The following is a 17,127-nucleotide window of genomic DNA, read 5'->3' on the forward strand; positions in this document are numbered from 1 at the left end:
ATCAAAATTTTAACACTTTCCGCAGAGCATATTTTGGAGTAAATACTATATTATCAACCTCTAACCTTTTGCTCCCATGCCCATGCAGAACGCATAGCATCATCTAAAGCTAATTCGGTTTTCCAACCCAATTCATCATTGGCCTTATTGGTATCTGCATATGCCGAAATAATATCCCCTTCTCTTCTATCGACAATTTTATAATTTAGTTTGACTCCAGAGACACGTTCAAAAGACTGAACAACTTCCAGCACAGAACTCCCTTTTCCTGTACCTAAATTAAAAGTTTCATAATTGGCTTTGTTCTTGTTCTGAAGTAAGCGCCCTAAAGCAACAACATGTGCTTTAGCCAAATCTACTACATGAATATAATCTCGAATGCAGGTACCGTCTGGTGTTGGATAATCGTCTCCAAAAACAGATAATTCTTTACGCAACCCAATGGCTGTCTGTGTAATGAAAGGAACTAAATTTTGCGGTACGCCAATTGGCAATTCTCCAATCATACCCGACTCGTGCGCTCCAACGGGATTAAAATAACGCAATGCGATAGCCTTTAAATTAGACGATACTTTACAAGTATCCTTAATTATTTCTTCACCAATCTGTTTTGTATTTCCATAAGGAGACTCCGCTTGTTTTACAGGTGCATTTTCGGTTATTGGTAATTCGTCAGCTTGTCCATAAACCGTACAGGAAGAGCTAAAAATAAATCCAGCAGATGGTAGTTTTTTAAGTTCCTTAAGAATATAGACCAATGTGCTAATATTATTCTCATAATATAGTAATGGTTCTTTTACACTCTCGCCTACCGCTTTACTTGCTGCAAAATGAATAACCCCTTTTACATCATTATGTTTCTTAAAAAATGCTTCTACTTTATCTTTTTCTTTAAGATCCAATTTTTCAAAAATGGGAGTTTTACCCGTTATTGCTGTTATCCCATCTAATACTTTTTCTGAAGAATTTGACAGATCATCAATTATTACAACTTCGTAACCTTCATTTTGTAATTCAACAACGGTATGTGACCCTATAAACCCTAATCCGCCAGTAACTAATATTTTATCCATTTATAAATTTAATAATTGTTGATGTAATATATTCAATTTGTTCGTCATCCAACTCGGTATGCATTGGCAGCGAAATTACTTCTTTAACTAATTGATTCGTTACTTTAAAATCATCTTCATTATACCTATCTCCCTTATAAGCTTTTTGGTTATGAAGCGGAATGGGGTAGTAAACACCACAAGGTATATTATGGGTATTTAAATGTTTTACCAACGCATCCCTATCAACGTCTTTTATTCTAAGTGTATATTGATGAAAAACGTGACAATCGCAAGTATCACAAACTTCTAAACAACCATTTGATACTTTTGGCGTCATCACATTTTCAACACCTTCAAATGCCTTATTATATTTCTTTGCAGCACCCTGCCTTGATTTATTATAAGTATCCAAATGTGGTAATTTAGCATCCAAAACTGCTGCCTGAATGCTATCCAAACGTGAATTTACGCCCACGACATCATGATGGTAACGTTCATACATCCCATGGTTTACGATGCCTCTAATGGTATGTGCTAAATCATCGTTATTCGTAAAAATAGCACCGCCATCTCCATAGCAACCCAAGTTTTTAGACGGGAAAAAAGAAGTAGAAGCTACATGGCCTATAGTTCCAGCTTTAGATTTACTACCGTTTTTAAAGGTATAAGATGCCCCTATGGCTTGCGCATTATCTTCAATTACAAATAAATTATGTTCCTTGGCAATCTCCATGATAGATTCCATGTTAGCACACTGCCCAAATAAGTGCACAGGGACTATGGCTTTTGTTTTAGGCGTGATGGCTCTTTTAATAGCTTCAATATTTATATTGAAATCATCCTCGTTAACATCTACTAGAACTGGGGTTAATTGTAATAATGCGATCACTTCTACAGTTGCTGCAAAGGTAAAATCTGCAGTAATAACCTCATCCCCTGGCTTTAAACCTAAACCCATCATCGCTATTTGCAAGGCATCCGTACCATTAGCACAAGGAATAACATGCTTCACTCCTAAATATTCCTCTAAATTCTTTTGAAACTCATGAACTTTGGGACCATTAATAAATGAGGTGTTTTCTATAACTTCTTGAATAGAAGGGTTAACGACATTTTTTATATCGTTATACTGACCTTTAAGATCAACCATTTGAATTTTCTTCATCTAAAAAAAATTATAGTCTTATTGTTTTTAAACAAAAAAATCAAGACTAATTTTAAGGAATACCCTTTATGGGTCAACAGCCTACAAAATTACAAAAATCATTTACGCTAAACAATGAATTTGTTTCAAAGAAATGTATTTTAGCAGTAAAGAAAAAAATTGAGTTTTATTTACAATATAGGTATCCATATAGTACACCTTGGGTTAAAATGTGCTTCCTTATTTAATGAAAAAATTAAAAAGGGCATGGTGGGTCGTCGAAATACTTTTAAGGTTCTTGAAAGCCATTTAAATTCCAGTGATAAAACGTTATGGTTTCATTGTGCTTCTTTAGGCGAATATGAACAGGGGCTTCCTGTTTTTAAAATACTGAGAGCACAATATAAACAGCACAAAATTGTACTTAGCTTCTTTTCTCCCTCTGGGTATGAAGTTCGTAAAAATTCACCTATTGCAGATGTTGTTGTTTATTTGCCCCTGGATAGCAAAAGGCATGCAAAACGGTTTATAAACATTCTTAATCCAGAACTTACCATTTTTGTTAAATACGATATTTGGCCCAATTTTTTAAATGAATTAAAAAGAAGCGGGTTACGTGCTATTTTAATTTCGGCCGCCTTTAGAAAAAATCAACCTTACTTTAAATTTTATGGTACGGAATTAAGGCGTGCCCTATTTACTTTCGAACATATTTTTACACAAAATGAAATTTCAAAAACATTACTTCAATCCATACATTACAACAACGTAACTGTTAGTGGTGATACCCGTTTTGATCGTGTATCCAGTCAATTAGAATTAAATAACCATTTAAGTTTTATTGAAATCTTTAAAGACGGTAAGCTATGTGTAGTAGCAGGCAGTACATGGCCTGAAGATGAAAATTTATTGATTAATTATATCAATGCTACTGACCATAAAAATGTCAAGTTTATTATCGCACCCCATAATATAAAAACCACGCAAATAAATAATATTCAAGAAAAGCTACAGGTTAAGTCTGTATTATATTCCCAAAAAAATGACACGTCATTAATCAATGCTCGGGTTTTTATAATAGATACTATAGGAATTCTCTCAAAAGTTTACAGTTACGCAAATATTGCTTATGTTGGTGGTGCTATGGGACATACCGGCTTGCACAATACTTTAGAGCCTGCCGTATTTGCAATACCCATTATTATTGGTCCTCATCACGAAAAGTTTCCAGAGGCCCAAGATATGATAAATATTAACGGTATGTTTTCTGTTTCCGACCAAAAAGAATTTAATAGCATCTTAAACGAACTGATTCAAAACAAAGAAAAACGTCTGTTTTCCGGAAAGAAAAACGGCCATTATATCTCAAAAAATAAAGGAGCCGTCATCCAAATAATAGATTATCTGCGTATATAAGGTATTTTATAGGGAAATTGTTAAAAAAAATAATATAAAACTCTTGAAATTTACTAAAAGTTACTAAATTCGTATTTAGTATTTTAATACTCAAATAATTAACACTAAAACAAAGAACAATGAAAAAATTATTATTAAGTACCGCTTTATTACTAGTATTAACTTTATCTTTTACTTCTTGCAGAGATACTAAAAAAACTGAAGAAGCTGCTACTGATGCTGTAGAAGCTGCTGCTGATGCTACTGAAGAAGCTGCAGAAGCTACTGCTGATGCTGTAGAAGAAGCTGCTGACGATGCTGAAGAAGCTATGGAAGAAGCTGCTGACGATGCTGAAAAAGCGGTTGACGATGCTCTTGATACAGCAAAAGAAAAAGTTGAAGAAGCAAAGGAAGAAGCTGGTCACTAATACCAACAATAATACCTTCTAAAAAAAAATAAGGCTACCTAAAAAGGTAGTCTTTTTTTTGAGTAATACCTTCCCATGTCATATTACCGTCAAATTAAAACACCCTCTTTTCCTTTCCACTTCAGCACTTTGGCTATTTACTTGGCATAACCGTTAAAAGAAGCCATAACGAAGGTATGGGTCTAGCCAAGTGAGTTCTTGTTTTATGTTTCGTATAAAACAAGAACCGATTTAACTAATTTCCTGAAACCAACTAGGCAAGCTGATTCTTTCGATTTTATCTATAGACTTGAATTAGTATTATTCAACGATCAATTTACCTTTCATCATAGCATAATGCCCTGGAAAACTACACAAGTAATCATATTCGCCTGCTGCTGGGGCAACAAACTCAACAGAAGTCGTTTGTCCTGCTCCAATTAAAGAAGTATGCGCTATAACATCTTTTGTCTTTTCTGGTATATATTCGTTGTCTTTAGCAACAGCTGCCTCAGCAGCAAAGCCAGCAAGATCTACACCTTGTTTAAGAAGTACAAAATTATGTCCCATGACATTAACATCTAATTTCCCTTTATGCCTTAAAGTAACTTTCACTTTTTGTCCAGCTTTTACTCTAATCTCAGTCTTATCAAACTGCATTAAATCATTACCGGAAATAACTATTTCATTAGAATCCTTTGTTGCTGTGCTTGTAGAAGTGTCCTTTTTATTTTCATAGCTAAACCCTTCCTTCTTTTTTTCTTCTTTGCCTCCACATGCGATTAATACCGCACAAGAAAAAATAGCACCTAGTACATACTTTGCTGTTTTCATTTTTATTGTTTTAATTTAAAAATACTTTCTTTGAGTATAAACCAATTTAAACGTTCTTGATTATGGCGAAAATTAGCAATTTTTTAGCCGATTGAAAAAGTTTAAACCAGTCCTATTATTATATTTCTTTAAATGACTTCAATTTGTAATACCATTTCTACCATAAAATACAACATATAATTCGTTTATTTTTCACTATTTCTATATTATAAAAATAAATCGTAGCTAAGGCTATGATAGATTTTCATGCTTTGAACTAGCAAAAACTAATTCAAATTATTTATATCGCATTTTATAGCAGAACTGGTATAATTATAAAATCTTATCAAAGATAAAGGTATTAACAAATAAAATAGTGCAATATTTTTCAGTGAAAATTACTGCACTAAATCAAAAAATATTTATAGAAGTGGTTAAATAAAAGATATAAATCCCAACGCAAGTCCTGCCCCTGAAAATGGCCCCCGGGATCTAAGTATTAAACCTAGGATCCCACAAAGAGTGGAATTAGTTCATCCCATATAACTTATCAAATTTAAATATTTTACTATAAAATATAATCTGTACTTATAAAATTAGATGTCTTTTTCTCTAATAACTCTTTTAAAATAGCATTATTATAATCATTATCCTTTGATGCCACAAAGGTTCTTATTGAGAAAGAACGTAATGCATCATGCACACTTAAGGTACTAAAAGCAGAATCTTTTCTTCCCGTAAAAGGATAAACATCTGGGCCTCTTTGACAAGAACTGTTTAAATTAACCCTACAAACCAAGTTTACCAAAGTATCGATTAATGGTGATAACGTATTTATATTTTTACCAAACAAACTTACTTGCTGTCCATAATTAGATGCAGCCATATCATCTAATGGTTCTTCAATGTCTGTAAACGGAACAATGGGCACCAATGGTCCAAACTGTTCTTCTTTATATATTCGCATGCTTTTATCAACAGGATATAAAACTGCAGGAAATATAAAGTTCTCGCTCATTTCTCCACCCTTTTTATTCAATATTTTTGCTCCTTTTTCCTGAGCATCGTCTATTAGCTCTTGAATGTAAGCTGGTTTATCAGCTTCCGGAAGCGGTGTTAATTTAACTCCAGCATCCCACGGGTTTCCAAACTTGAGTGCATCTACTTTTGCAGAATATCGTTTATTAAAGTCATCTGCAATAGATTCATGTACATACAATACTTTTAAGGCTGTACAACGTTGCCCGTTAAAGGACAGTGTCCCTGCAATGCATTCGCTTACTGCTAAGTCTAAATCGGCATCAGGCAAAACGATCGCAGGATTTTTGGCTTCTAAGCCCAATACCAAACGTAACCTGTTTTTCTTTGGATGGCTACTTTGAATGGCGTTTGCAGATTTACTATTCCCAATTAATGCCAATACATCAATTTTACCAGATTGCATAATAGGTGTTGCCAATACACGACCACGACCATAAATAATATTTACAACCCCTTTTGGAAAACTATTTTGAAAAGCTTCTAACAATGGTGAAATTAATAATACTCCTAGTTTCGCTGGTTTAAAAATCACAGGATTCCCCATAATCAATGCAGGAATGAGCAATGTAAAAGTTTCATTTAATGGGTAATTATAGGGACCTAAACATAAAACAACCCCTAATGGCCCTCTACGTATGTGCGCATATACGCCTTCGTTCTTTTCAAATTTTGCCGAATCCCTATCAATTTGTTTATAAGCTTCAATAGTATCGTATATATAATCAATGGTTCTATCGAATTCTTTTTCTGAATCCGGAAGGTTCTTCCCTATTTCCCACATAAGAAGCTTTACAATGGCATCCCGCTTGGTTTTCATTTGTTCTACAAACTTTTCCATGCAAGCAATCCTATCTACAACCTTCATGGTTGGCCATAAACCTTGTCCTTTATCGTAAGCTCCTGTTGCTGAATTTAATGCTTCTAGTGCTTCCTTCTCAGTAAGCTGGGGAATGGTACCTAATAATGTAGGCTTATAATCTTCTGTTGAAGAAATTGTTGAATACACTTCTGCGGTGTCACCTTCCCATTGTTTTAGCTCACCTGATACTAAATAGGTCTTTTGATGTAAAAGTGATTTGATTTTATATATTTCTGGAATGTCTAAAAATGATGTACTCATACCTTTATAAATATAGCGTTTAAGTAAAGCAATATACTTATATTTTGATTTAATTTTCGCTAAAAAACAGGTTAGTATTAAATAAATATCATATTCTTAACAGTTTAATTACTTCCAAATAATTTATATAAGACGCAATCGTTTTCGGTTGTTAAAACATAAAAGAAATGAAAAAATAAAAATCAGGCTAAAAACTTTATAAATAAATCACACCAAAAACTGAAACAGATCGGGTTTATCATTCAAATAATCCCCATAAAAATTACGTTGTTTCATTTTGGTAATAAGCGGTGCTAAATCGCTTGCCGATTTTAATTGAACACCAACCACAGCCGACCCATTTTCTCTATTCGTTTTTTTAGCATATTGAAAATAGGTGATATCGTCATTTGGTCCTAAGATATCAACCACAAACTCTTTTAATGCTCCGGACCGCTGGGGAAATATAACAATAAAATAGTGCTTTAAATTAGCATATAATAAGGCGCGTTCTTTAATTTCGGAAGTACGCGTAATATCATTATTACTACCACTAACCACGCACACAACGTTTTTACCCTTTATTTCTTTAGCATAAAAATCTAAAGCAGAAATACTTAGTGCACCAGCAGGTTCTACCACTATAGCATCTTTATTGTAAAGCTCTAAAATAGTCTCACACACTTTTCCCTCTGGAACTGTTATCATATGATGCAAGTTCTCTTTACAGATTGGAAACGTTAAATCTCCTACGCGTTTTACTGCGGCACCATCTATAAACTTTTCAATATGTTCTAATTCTGTATTTCTATTATTCTTAATAGACACAGACATGGAAGGTGCACCTTCCGGTTCGACACCAATAATTTTAGTATGGGGCGAAAGTTGCTTAAATACGGTGGACAAACCCGCTGCTAATCCGCCACCTCCTACCGCTATAAAAACATAATCGATAGGAACTTTAGATTGTTCTAGGATTTCTAAGCCAATAGTAGCCTGCCCCTCTATAACTTTTTCATCGTTAAAAGGGTGAATAAATGTTTTGCTAAGTTGCTCACATTCCAACATAGCTGCATGATAGGCATCATCGAACGTATCACCAATAAGTTTAATATCTATAAAATCGCCACCAAACATTTTAACCTGCTCTACTTTTTGATTTGGTGTTGGAGCTGGCATGTAAATAGTGCCTTCAATCTCCAATAATTTACAAGACAAGGCAACGCCCTGAGCATGATTTCCTGCACTTGCACAAACGACTCCTTTCTTAGATTCTTCAAAGGTTAACGAACTTATTTTATTATAGGCACCCCTAATTTTATAAGATCGAACTTGTTGTAGGTCTTCGCGTTTAAAAAGAACATTAGCATCACAGTATTCTGAATACCTTAAGCTAGGGCTTAAAGGCGTGACTGCCGATACTTTTTTAATAGTATCGGCAGCCTCCTTAATATTATCAATACTAGGAAAATATGTAACGTTTTCCTTATTCATAAATTATTAATTTAATTTCCCGTTGTATCCATTGATCTCTATTTTTAAGATAATGAATTCATGAACCTTACCATTTTACTGAAATACTGAAACAAGTTCAGCACAGGCAAGTTCAGCACAGGCACGGGATGGCAATCTTTAATAGAAATCTCGAGCCCCATGTCTCGAAGAAATTCTTTTCAATTAAACTATAGGCTTCATGGCCGTCATAGAGGCTCTTAAGACCGCTCCTATTTTTTCAACGGGATGGTTTCTTAAAGCAGCGTTCACTTCTATTAATTTTGCATTATCTACATTTGCTCCATTATCTTTAGAGTAAGCTTTTCCTATAACATCAGTATCAATAGTTTTCATGAAATCCGCTAAAAGAGGTTTACATGCATGATCGAACAAATAACACCCATACTCTGCAGTATCAGAAATAACACGATTCATTTCATATAATTTCTTTCTTGCAATGGTATTTGCAATAAGAGGTGTTTCGTGTAATGATTCGTAGTAAGCAGATGCATCAATAATTCCAGAATCTGTCATGGCCTCAAAAGCTAGTTCAACACCAGCTCTAACAAATGCCACCATTAGCACGCCATTATCATAAAACTCTTGCTCTGAGATTTCAACATCTCCCGCAGGCGTTTTTTCAAAGGCCGTTTCACCTGTAGCAGCCCTCCAACCTAATAAATTTTTATCATCATTAGCCCAATCTTCCATCATGCCTTTAGAAAAATCCCCTTGCATGATATCATCCATATGTTTTTGGAATAGTGGGCGCATGATCTCTTTTAATGCTTCTGATAATTCAAAAGCCTTAATTTTTGCAGGGTTGGACAAACGATCCATCATATTAGTAATTCCTCCATATTTAAGACCCTCTGTAATGGTTTCCCAACCGTATTGAATAAGTTTAGAAGCATAACCTGCATCTATACCTTTTTCGACCATTTTATCAAAACAAAGAATAGAACCTGTTTGCAACAATCCACAAAGAATGGTTTGCTCTCCCATTAAATCACTTTTTACCTCAGCGACAAAAGATGATGCTAAAACACCTGCTCTATCTCCACCTGTTCCTACGGCATAAGCTTTTGCTTGTTCCCATCCTTTTCCTTCCGGGTCGTTTTCTGGATGAACAGCAATAAGCGTTGGTACACCAAAACCACGTTTGTACTCTTCTCTTACCTCAGATCCAGGGCATTTTGGAGCAACCATAATAACCGTAAGGTCTTTACGGATTTGCATCCCTTCTTCAACAATATTAAAACCGTGAGAATACGATAATGTAGCCCCTTGTTTCATTAAAGGCATGATATCATTTACAACATTTGTGTGCTGTTTATCTGGAGTTAAGTTTAACACTAAATCTGCCGATGGAACTAAGTCTTGGTAATTACCAACTGTAAATCCATTATCTGTTGCATTAACAAAAGAGGCTCGTTTTTCAGAAATTGCAGCGTCACGCAAGGCATAAGAAATATCTAATCCCGAATCCCTCATGTTCAAACCTTGATTAAGCCCTTGAGCTCCACATCCTATTATGACTATCTTTTTACCTTTTAAAGCGTTTACTCCCTCTGAAAACTCTGAAGCATCCATAAATCTACACTTCGATAATTGATCTAATTTATCTCTTAGCGAGAGTGTGTTAAAATAATTTCCCATTTTAATTTTATTATTATTACTATTGGTTATTAAATGCTAAAAGCATTTCTGTGATTTTCATTTCTTCTTTAGTTACCGAAATACGCCCGGATCGTACAAATTGCATGATTCCAAAAATGTTTAAGTCCCTACGAAGTGATTCTATTTCGTTTCTTCTCCCGGACTTTTCCAGAACAAAGAATTCTTTGTTTACAGTCACTATTCTTGCATTACTTTCTTTTATTATATTTTGAATTTGAGGTTCATTAAATAATAAATCGGATTTTATTTTAAACATACCCGATTCTTGAAAAATAGTTTCTTCATCGGTATGGTAATAAGCACGAATCACTTCAATTTGTTTTTGAAATTGCCCTATGATTTTTTTAGCTTGAGGCTCCGTTATATTTACGACAATAACAAATCTGTTTACCCCTTCAATTTCTGACTGTGAAGTTGTTAGGCTTTCAATATTGATATGTCTTCTCTGAAAAATTGCAGATATACGATTTAGCAAACCGATATTATTTTCGGTGTATATTGAAATCGTGAATGTTTTTATTTCTTCGTTCATTTTTAAAAAAGATATTAGAAAAAAGATGTTAGATAATAGACAGCAAAACTTTTTACTTAACCATCTATTTTCTTTAAATCCATCTTTATTCTTTTGTCCATAATTCTATTATCTAAAATCTATATTCTATTGTCTAAACTCTTTATTCTTTCCTAACTTAAACGGATATCTGAAACAGATGCCCCAGAAGGAATCATTGGAAATACATTATCTTCTTTTTCTACACAAACCTCTAATAAATAAGACTCTTTAGAGGCTATCATTTCTTTTACGGCATCAGCCAATTGGTCTCTTTTAGCAATACGTTTTCCAGCTATATAATATCCTTTTGCTATCGTAATAAAATCTGGGTTTGTCATTTCTGTAGAAGCATATCGCTTATCAAAAAACAGCTGTTGCCACTGACGAACCATTCCTAAAAATTCATTATTCAGCACCACTATTTTCACAGGTACTTTTTGTTGAAATATAGTTCCTAACTCTTGAATGTTCATTTGGAAACCACCATCGCCAATTATGGCCACTACCTCACGTTCTGGTGCCGCCATTTTAGCTCCAATGGCTGCTGGAAGAGCAAATCCCATGGTGCCTAAGCCTCCTGAAGTAATATTACTCTTCGTTTTATTGAACTCTGAATAACGACAGGCAATCATTTGATGTTGACCAACATCTGACACAATGGCGGCATCTCCTTCACTTTGTATGTTTATTTCTTTTAAGACTTCACCCATAGTCAGCCCTTCTTTGGTTGGATGAAGATCATCTTTAATTACTTTTTCAAATTCGATAGCATACAAATCCTTAAATTCTTGGTGCCATGCTTTATGTGAATTTTCATTTAACAATGGCAACAACGCCTCTAAACTATCTTTAGAGTTCCCTAAAACAGCAACATCTGCATGTACATTTTTATTAACCTCTGCTGGGTCAATTTCAAAATGAACGACTTTGGCTTGTTTTGCATACGTATTTAAATCACCAGTAACACGGTCATCAAAACGCATTCCGATGGCGATAAGCACGTCACATTCGTTGGTTAACTTATTAGGTGCATAATTACCATGCATCCCCACCATACCAATATTTAAAGGGTGTGAAGTTGGTAGTGCCGAAGCGCCCATAATGGTCCAAGCAGCAGGAATCCCTGCCTTTTCAACAACCGCTTTTAATGCTTCTTCTGCTTTGCCCAAAATAACGCCCTGTCCCCAAACAATCATTGGTTTTTTTGCAGCATTTATTAATTTGGCGGCAGCCTTAACATCATTTATTTCTATTTTAGGAACTGGATTATAACTTCTTACCCCTATACACTTTTCATATTTAAAATCAAGTTCTCCAAACTGAGCATCTTTTGTAATATCAATTAAAACGGGACCTGGACGACCGCTTTTTGCTATATAAAATGCTTTTGCCAAAACTTCTGGAATTTCTGATGCATCCGTTACTTGATGATTCCATTTTGTAACTGGTGTAGAAATACCAATAATATCTGTTTCTTGAAACGCATCGGTTCCTAATAAGTTCGACGGTACTTGTCCGGTAATACATACTAGTGGTGTAGAATCGATTTGAGCATCCGCTATGCCTGTAATTAAATTAGTAGCTCCAGGTCCCGATGTCGCGATAGCAACACCTACTCTACCTGAAATTCTTGCAAATCCTTGTGCTGCATGTGCCGCTCCTTGTTCATGACGTGTTAATACATGGTGGATATCATGTCTGTATTTATACAATTCGTCATAAACTGGCATAATAGCACCTCCTGGATAGCCATAAAGAATATCTACGCCTTCTGCTATTAAGCATTTTATAATAGCTTCACTACCTGTGATTCGCTCTGTTTTGGAAACGGAAGCCTTACTTGTTTCTATTGTTTGTGTTTCTTTCATTATGAAAAAAATTAAAATGCATCGGTTACACATCCTTTTGAAGCTGATGCTACCGATTTTGCATATTTATATAATATTCCTTTTTTATGTTTTAACTCGGGCGACACCCATTGTGACTTCCTTTCTGCCAACGCTTCGTCTGAAAGGATGACGTTAATGGAATTATCTTCTGCACTAATTCTAATTTTATCGCCCGTTTTCAACAGTCCTATAGTGCCTCCCGATTGTGCTTCTGGAGTAATATGTCCTACTACAAACCCATGGGTCCCTCCTGAAAAACGACCATCTGTTATTAGTGCTACAGATTTCCCCAAACCTGCTCCCATTATTAATGAGGTTGGTTTTAACATCTCAGGCATTCCCGGACCTCCCTTTGGGCCCACATAACGAATAACGACAACATCTCCTCTTTTTACTTCACCATTAGAGATTCCTGTATTAGCTGCCTGTTCTCCATCATAAACAACAGCTTTTCCTTCAAACAACAAACCTTCTTTTCCTGATATTTTTGCGACGGCTCCTTCTGATGCTAAGTTTCCATAAAGAATTTGTAAATTTCCTGATGCTTTTAAAGCTTTATCCTTTGGATAAATAACATCTTGACTGTCTTCTTCAAAGGCAAGTGGTTCGACATCTTTTAAATTTTCCGCTAATGTTTTTCCTGTTACCGTTAAACAATCACCATATAAATAACCATTGTCCAACAAATATTTCATAACTGCCGGTGTGCCACCAACACCATGAACATCTTCCATTAAATATTTTCCGCTAGGTTTTAAATCGGCTATCAAAGGGGTCCTATCGCTAACACGTTGAAAATCCTCTAGTGTGAATTCTATATCTGCAGCATGTGCAATCGCTAAGAAATGTAATACGGCATTTGTAGATCCCCCTAATGCATTAACAAGCGCAATAGCATTTTCAATAGATTTTTTAGAAATAATATCTAATGGCTTTAAATCTAGTTCTAAAAGATTTTTAATGGCTATGGCAGTTCTTTCGCTTTCCGATAATTTATTTGGGTTCTCTGCAGGAATTGAAGAGTTGTAAGGTAAAGAAAAGCCCATACATTCTATAGCTGAAGCCATCGTATTGGCGGTATACATCCCTCCACAAGCTCCTGCTCCAGGAATGGCTCTTTTTATAATGTCCCTATATTCATCTTCATCTATTTCGCCTGCAACTTTTTGACCTAAAGCTTCAAATGCTGAAACAATATTTAACTTTCTTCCTTTATAATTTCCCGATGCAATGGTGCCGCCATACATCATTATCGAAGGACGGTTTAAACGTAACATGGCAATAACAGCTCCTGGCATATTCTTATCACAGCCTACTACAGAAATAAGCGCATCGTAACTTTGGGCATTCATAACCGTTTCAATAGAATCTGCTATAATATCCCGTGATGCTAAAGAATAATTCATTCCAGAAGTTCCCATTGAAATACCATCACTAACACCAATAGTATTGAACCCTAAACCCACTAAACCAGCTATTTTACATTCAATTTTCACCTCGGCGGCCAAACCATTTAAATGCATATTACATGGATTTCCATCATATCCTGTACTCGCAATACCTACTTGGGCTTTTTTCATATCCTCATCAGTCAACCCTACGGCATACAACATGGCCAGAGATGCTGGCTGTGATTCATCTTGTGTTAGTCTTTTACTATATTTATTAAGTTCCTTCATACTTGTTGCAGATAATTTTATATTTATCCCTTTTTCAATTTGAATACTTTAATGATTTATGAATTCTTTTAAAAATCCCATAACCGCACTAAATAGGGTTCGAAATTAATTTATTAGGTTTTTATTTATACTATTCTTTAGTTTTTCTGGTTAAATTCATAATCACTCAAAATAACACAACAGACTGAATAATAAGCGCTTAGATCGTTATTTTTATGATGTTCAAAATTTTAAAAATGTGCAATAAAAAAGCCTTCCGATTAAGGAAGGCTTTTTAAATTTAAATTATTTATATATAGCGCTTCCTATCCTTGTGAAATAATCACAATGACAATAATAGAAACGATATTTAATATTTGTTTTTTCATTTTACTATTGCAAATATTTACAATTAAAATGTAACCACCAATTTATTTCTTAAAAAAATGAAAATAAATCCCCATTTCCTTTTATTTTTTTACTTTTGCCATCACAAATAACAGAGGAAAGATTTGACTGATTGCAACCTCTTCTGAACGTTTAAGAATCTTAAGATTCCGAAACAAGTTCGGAATTAAAAATGCTAAAGGCAGTGTAAACTTCCTTCGACGCCATCGTCAAATCCTGATATAAAAATACAACTTATGGCATATTTATTTACTTCGGAGAGTGTTTCTGAAGGACATCCAGACAAAGTAGCAGATCAAATTAGCGATGCTTTAATTGACAATTTTTTAGCGTTTGACACAGACTCCAAAGTAGCATGCGAAACCTTAGTTACTACAGGGCAAGTTGTACTTGCCGGCGAGGTAAAATCCAATACGTATTTAGATGTTCAAAAGATTGCCAGAGAAACCATAAATAAAATAGGCTACACGAAAGGGGAGTATATGTTTGATGGTAATTCTTGTGGGGTACTTTCTGCCATTCATGAACAATCTGATGATATTAACAGAGGGGTTGATAGAACAAGTAAAGATCAACAAGGTGCTGGCGATCAAGGCATGATGTTTGGTTATGCAACCAATGAAACCGAAAACTTTATGCCCTTGGCTTTAGACCTATCTCATAGAATTCTAATAGAACTTGCCGAGTTAAGAAGGGAACATAAAGATATTACCTATTTACGTCCCGATTCTAAAAGCCAAGTAACGATTGAGTACAGCGATGATAATATCCCTCAGCGTATTGATGCTATTGTAGTATCTACGCAACATGACGATTTTGGAGATGACGATACGATGCTTGCTAAAATTAGAAAGGATATTGTTGACATTTTAATGCCTCGTGTCGTTGCCAAACTACCTGAGCAAATTCAGGCTTTGTTTAATAACGACATTAAATATCATATAAATCCAACAGGAAAATTTGTTATTGGCGGACCACATGGGGACACTGGGTTAACAGGAAGAAAAATTATTGTCGACACTTACGGTGGAAAAGGCGCTCATGGTGGGGGTGCATTTTCTGGGAAAGACCCTAGTAAAGTAGATAGAAGTGCGGCCTATGCAACACGTCATATTGCAAAGAACCTAGTTGCTGCTGGTGTCGCCGATGAAGTTCTAGTACAAGTAAGCTATGCTATTGGCGTAGTAGAACCTATGGGTATTTTTATTGACACCTATGGGACTTGTTCTTTTAACATGACCGATGGCGAAATTGCTGAAAAAGTTTCTGATATTTTTGATATGCGTCCATTTGCCATTGAAGAGCGTTTAAAACTACGTTCACCCATTTATAGTGAAACTGCAGCTTACGGACATATGGGGCGTAACAATGAAACCGTTACAAAAACATTTACACAGCCTAATGGGGAAACCATCACACTGGATGTAGAATTGTTTACCTGGGAAAAGTTGGATTATGTTGACAAAGTAAAAGAAGTTTTTGGATTATAAAAACCCGAAATTACAAATTCTAAAAAGCGGTCTAATACCAGTTATACTTTGAATTTACCAAAAATAAAATGATGGTTTTTCGTGACAGATGAGCCGTAAAAATCAATCATAGATAGCTCTAATTTATTTTGGATCAAGAACAAAAGTTGTGTGCGATGTGCGGTATGGCATCATTTATAACGAGCCATGTCCAAGTGCATAATAGCCACTTCAAGGTAAATCCAGATAGCCCAAGTATACCAAGAGCGCTTCATAAAAATAAAACGCCTCTTAAATTTAAGAGAGCCCTGCTAGTTCAACATGTGGGATTAAATTAAAAACTGCACCCGAAAATACAAATCGGACTTGCTCCTCCCTTTTTTGAAAAAAGGGAGGATAATTTCGACCTTGTCGAAATTTAGGAGGGTTAAATCAAGATAGGTCAATGACAGACCTTTTTTCAGATCGACCAAAATTTTTACCTAAATACCTGAGTTCGATTATTTTTTAAGTGTTTAAAACAATCACAAAATACTGTTTGCCAGATGTTTGTCATTTCGACAGAGAGAGGAACGAACGACGAGAAATCCCATGATTATGAGATTCCCTGCCTTTGCCGGCAGGCTCCTCAAAAGCTTCGCTTTGTATCTTCAAACAAAATATATTTTGTTTTCGATAGCGTTCGGAATGACAGCTTTTTCATGACATTTTATTTTAACTATTTGAAAATCAGTATTTTTAAAATCAAACTCAGGTTAAACACAACTTTTGAGTATGATCCCGCACATCTTTTAAAAAAGACACATAACGAATTTCTTTTTTGAAAGATTAGATTGCTTCCATAAAAAAATTATAAAGCCATATCTGTTTTTATTGTAATCCATCTTCAAACAGATATACTTTGAATCGTGAAGAATTGCGCTTAAAGCAGGATTAAAGATCCTAGTTCCCCCCTCGTGAAAATGAAAAGCGGCACCGCCATAGCGGTGCACTTTTTTTATTTTAAAATATATCCTAAAGCA

The 17,127-nt window shown here is 34.9% G+C and carries 12 protein-coding genes; 3 read left to right on the forward strand and 9 right to left on the reverse strand.

Translation table 11 applies throughout. The annotated features are described in order from the left end of the window. Positions 1-53: 53 nt before the first annotated feature. Together galE and PQO00_RS06075 are read right to left on the reverse strand one after the other, a co-directional pair. Complete coding sequence (gene galE, locus PQO00_RS06070; RefSeq protein WP_274183937.1) at positions 54-1,073, reverse strand: UDP-glucose 4-epimerase GalE; 1,020 nt, start codon at positions 1,071-1,073, stop codon at positions 54-56. Beyond that, positions 1,066-2,220, reverse strand: a complete 1,155-nt coding sequence (locus tag PQO00_RS06075) for a DegT/DnrJ/EryC1/StrS aminotransferase family protein (RefSeq protein WP_274183938.1) — start codon at positions 2,218-2,220, stop codon at positions 1,066-1,068. Before PQO00_RS06075 ends, galE begins: the two co-directional genes overlap by 8 nt. 159 nt (positions 2,221-2,379) lie before the next feature. On the opposite strand from PQO00_RS06075, the gene PQO00_RS06080 reads away from it, so the two are divergent. Together PQO00_RS06080 and PQO00_RS06085 are read left to right on the forward strand one after the other, a co-directional pair. Beyond that, positions 2,380-3,615 carry a 3-deoxy-D-manno-octulosonic acid transferase gene (locus tag PQO00_RS06080; RefSeq protein ID WP_274183939.1) on the forward strand — a complete coding sequence of 412 codons (1,236 nt, stop codon included), beginning with the start codon at positions 2,380-2,382 and terminating at the stop codon, positions 3,613-3,615. 119 nt (positions 3,616-3,734) lie between these two features. Continuing rightward, the gene (locus PQO00_RS06085) at positions 3,735-4,022 is read left to right on the forward strand and encodes a hypothetical protein (protein ID WP_274183940.1); all 288 of its coding nucleotides are present in this window, start codon (positions 3,735-3,737) and stop codon (positions 4,020-4,022) included. Between the two features lie 300 nt (positions 4,023-4,322). On the opposite strand, the gene azu is transcribed toward PQO00_RS06085, so the two are convergent. The 7 genes from azu to ilvD form a co-directional block, all read right to left on the reverse strand. Further along, positions 4,323-4,835, reverse strand: coding sequence for an azurin (gene azu, locus PQO00_RS06090; RefSeq protein WP_274183941.1), 513 nt, complete (start codon positions 4,833-4,835; stop codon positions 4,323-4,325). 547 nt (positions 4,836-5,382) lie between these two features. Next, positions 5,383-6,975, reverse strand: coding sequence for an NADP-dependent glyceraldehyde-3-phosphate dehydrogenase (locus PQO00_RS06095; RefSeq protein WP_274183942.1), 1,593 nt, complete (start codon positions 6,973-6,975; stop codon positions 5,383-5,385). A 207-nt stretch (positions 6,976-7,182) separates the two neighbouring features. Then, complete coding sequence (gene ilvA / locus PQO00_RS06100) at positions 7,183-8,448, reverse strand: threonine ammonia-lyase IlvA (RefSeq protein ID WP_274183943.1); 1,266 nt, start codon at positions 8,446-8,448, stop codon at positions 7,183-7,185. 183 nt (positions 8,449-8,631) lie between these two features. After that, entirely contained in the window at positions 8,632-10,107 is a 1,476-nt protein-coding gene (gene ilvC / locus PQO00_RS06105) for a ketol-acid reductoisomerase (RefSeq protein WP_274183944.1), read from the reverse strand. 19 nt (positions 10,108-10,126) lie between these two features. Next, complete coding sequence (gene ilvN / locus PQO00_RS06110) at positions 10,127-10,660, reverse strand: acetolactate synthase small subunit (RefSeq protein ID WP_274183945.1); 534 nt, start codon at positions 10,658-10,660, stop codon at positions 10,127-10,129. A gap of 152 nt (positions 10,661-10,812) precedes the next feature. Further along, positions 10,813-12,549, reverse strand: coding sequence for a biosynthetic-type acetolactate synthase large subunit (ilvB, locus tag PQO00_RS06115; protein ID WP_274183946.1), 1,737 nt, complete (start codon positions 12,547-12,549; stop codon positions 10,813-10,815). 11 nt (positions 12,550-12,560) lie between these two features. After that, positions 12,561-14,249, reverse strand: a complete 1,689-nt coding sequence (gene ilvD, locus PQO00_RS06120) for a dihydroxy-acid dehydratase (RefSeq protein ID WP_274183947.1) — start codon at positions 14,247-14,249, stop codon at positions 12,561-12,563. A 623-nt stretch (positions 14,250-14,872) separates the two neighbouring features. On the opposite strand from ilvD, the gene metK reads away from it, so the two are divergent. After that, complete coding sequence (gene metK, locus PQO00_RS06125; RefSeq protein ID WP_274183948.1) at positions 14,873-16,126, forward strand: methionine adenosyltransferase; 1,254 nt, start codon at positions 14,873-14,875, stop codon at positions 16,124-16,126. Positions 16,127-17,127: the final 1,001 nt, after the last annotated feature.

The sequence above is a fragment of the Flavivirga sp. 57AJ16 genome (assembly GCF_028736925.1).
In the GTDB taxonomy this organism is placed as follows: Bacteria; Bacteroidota; Bacteroidia; order Flavobacteriales; family Flavobacteriaceae; genus Flavivirga.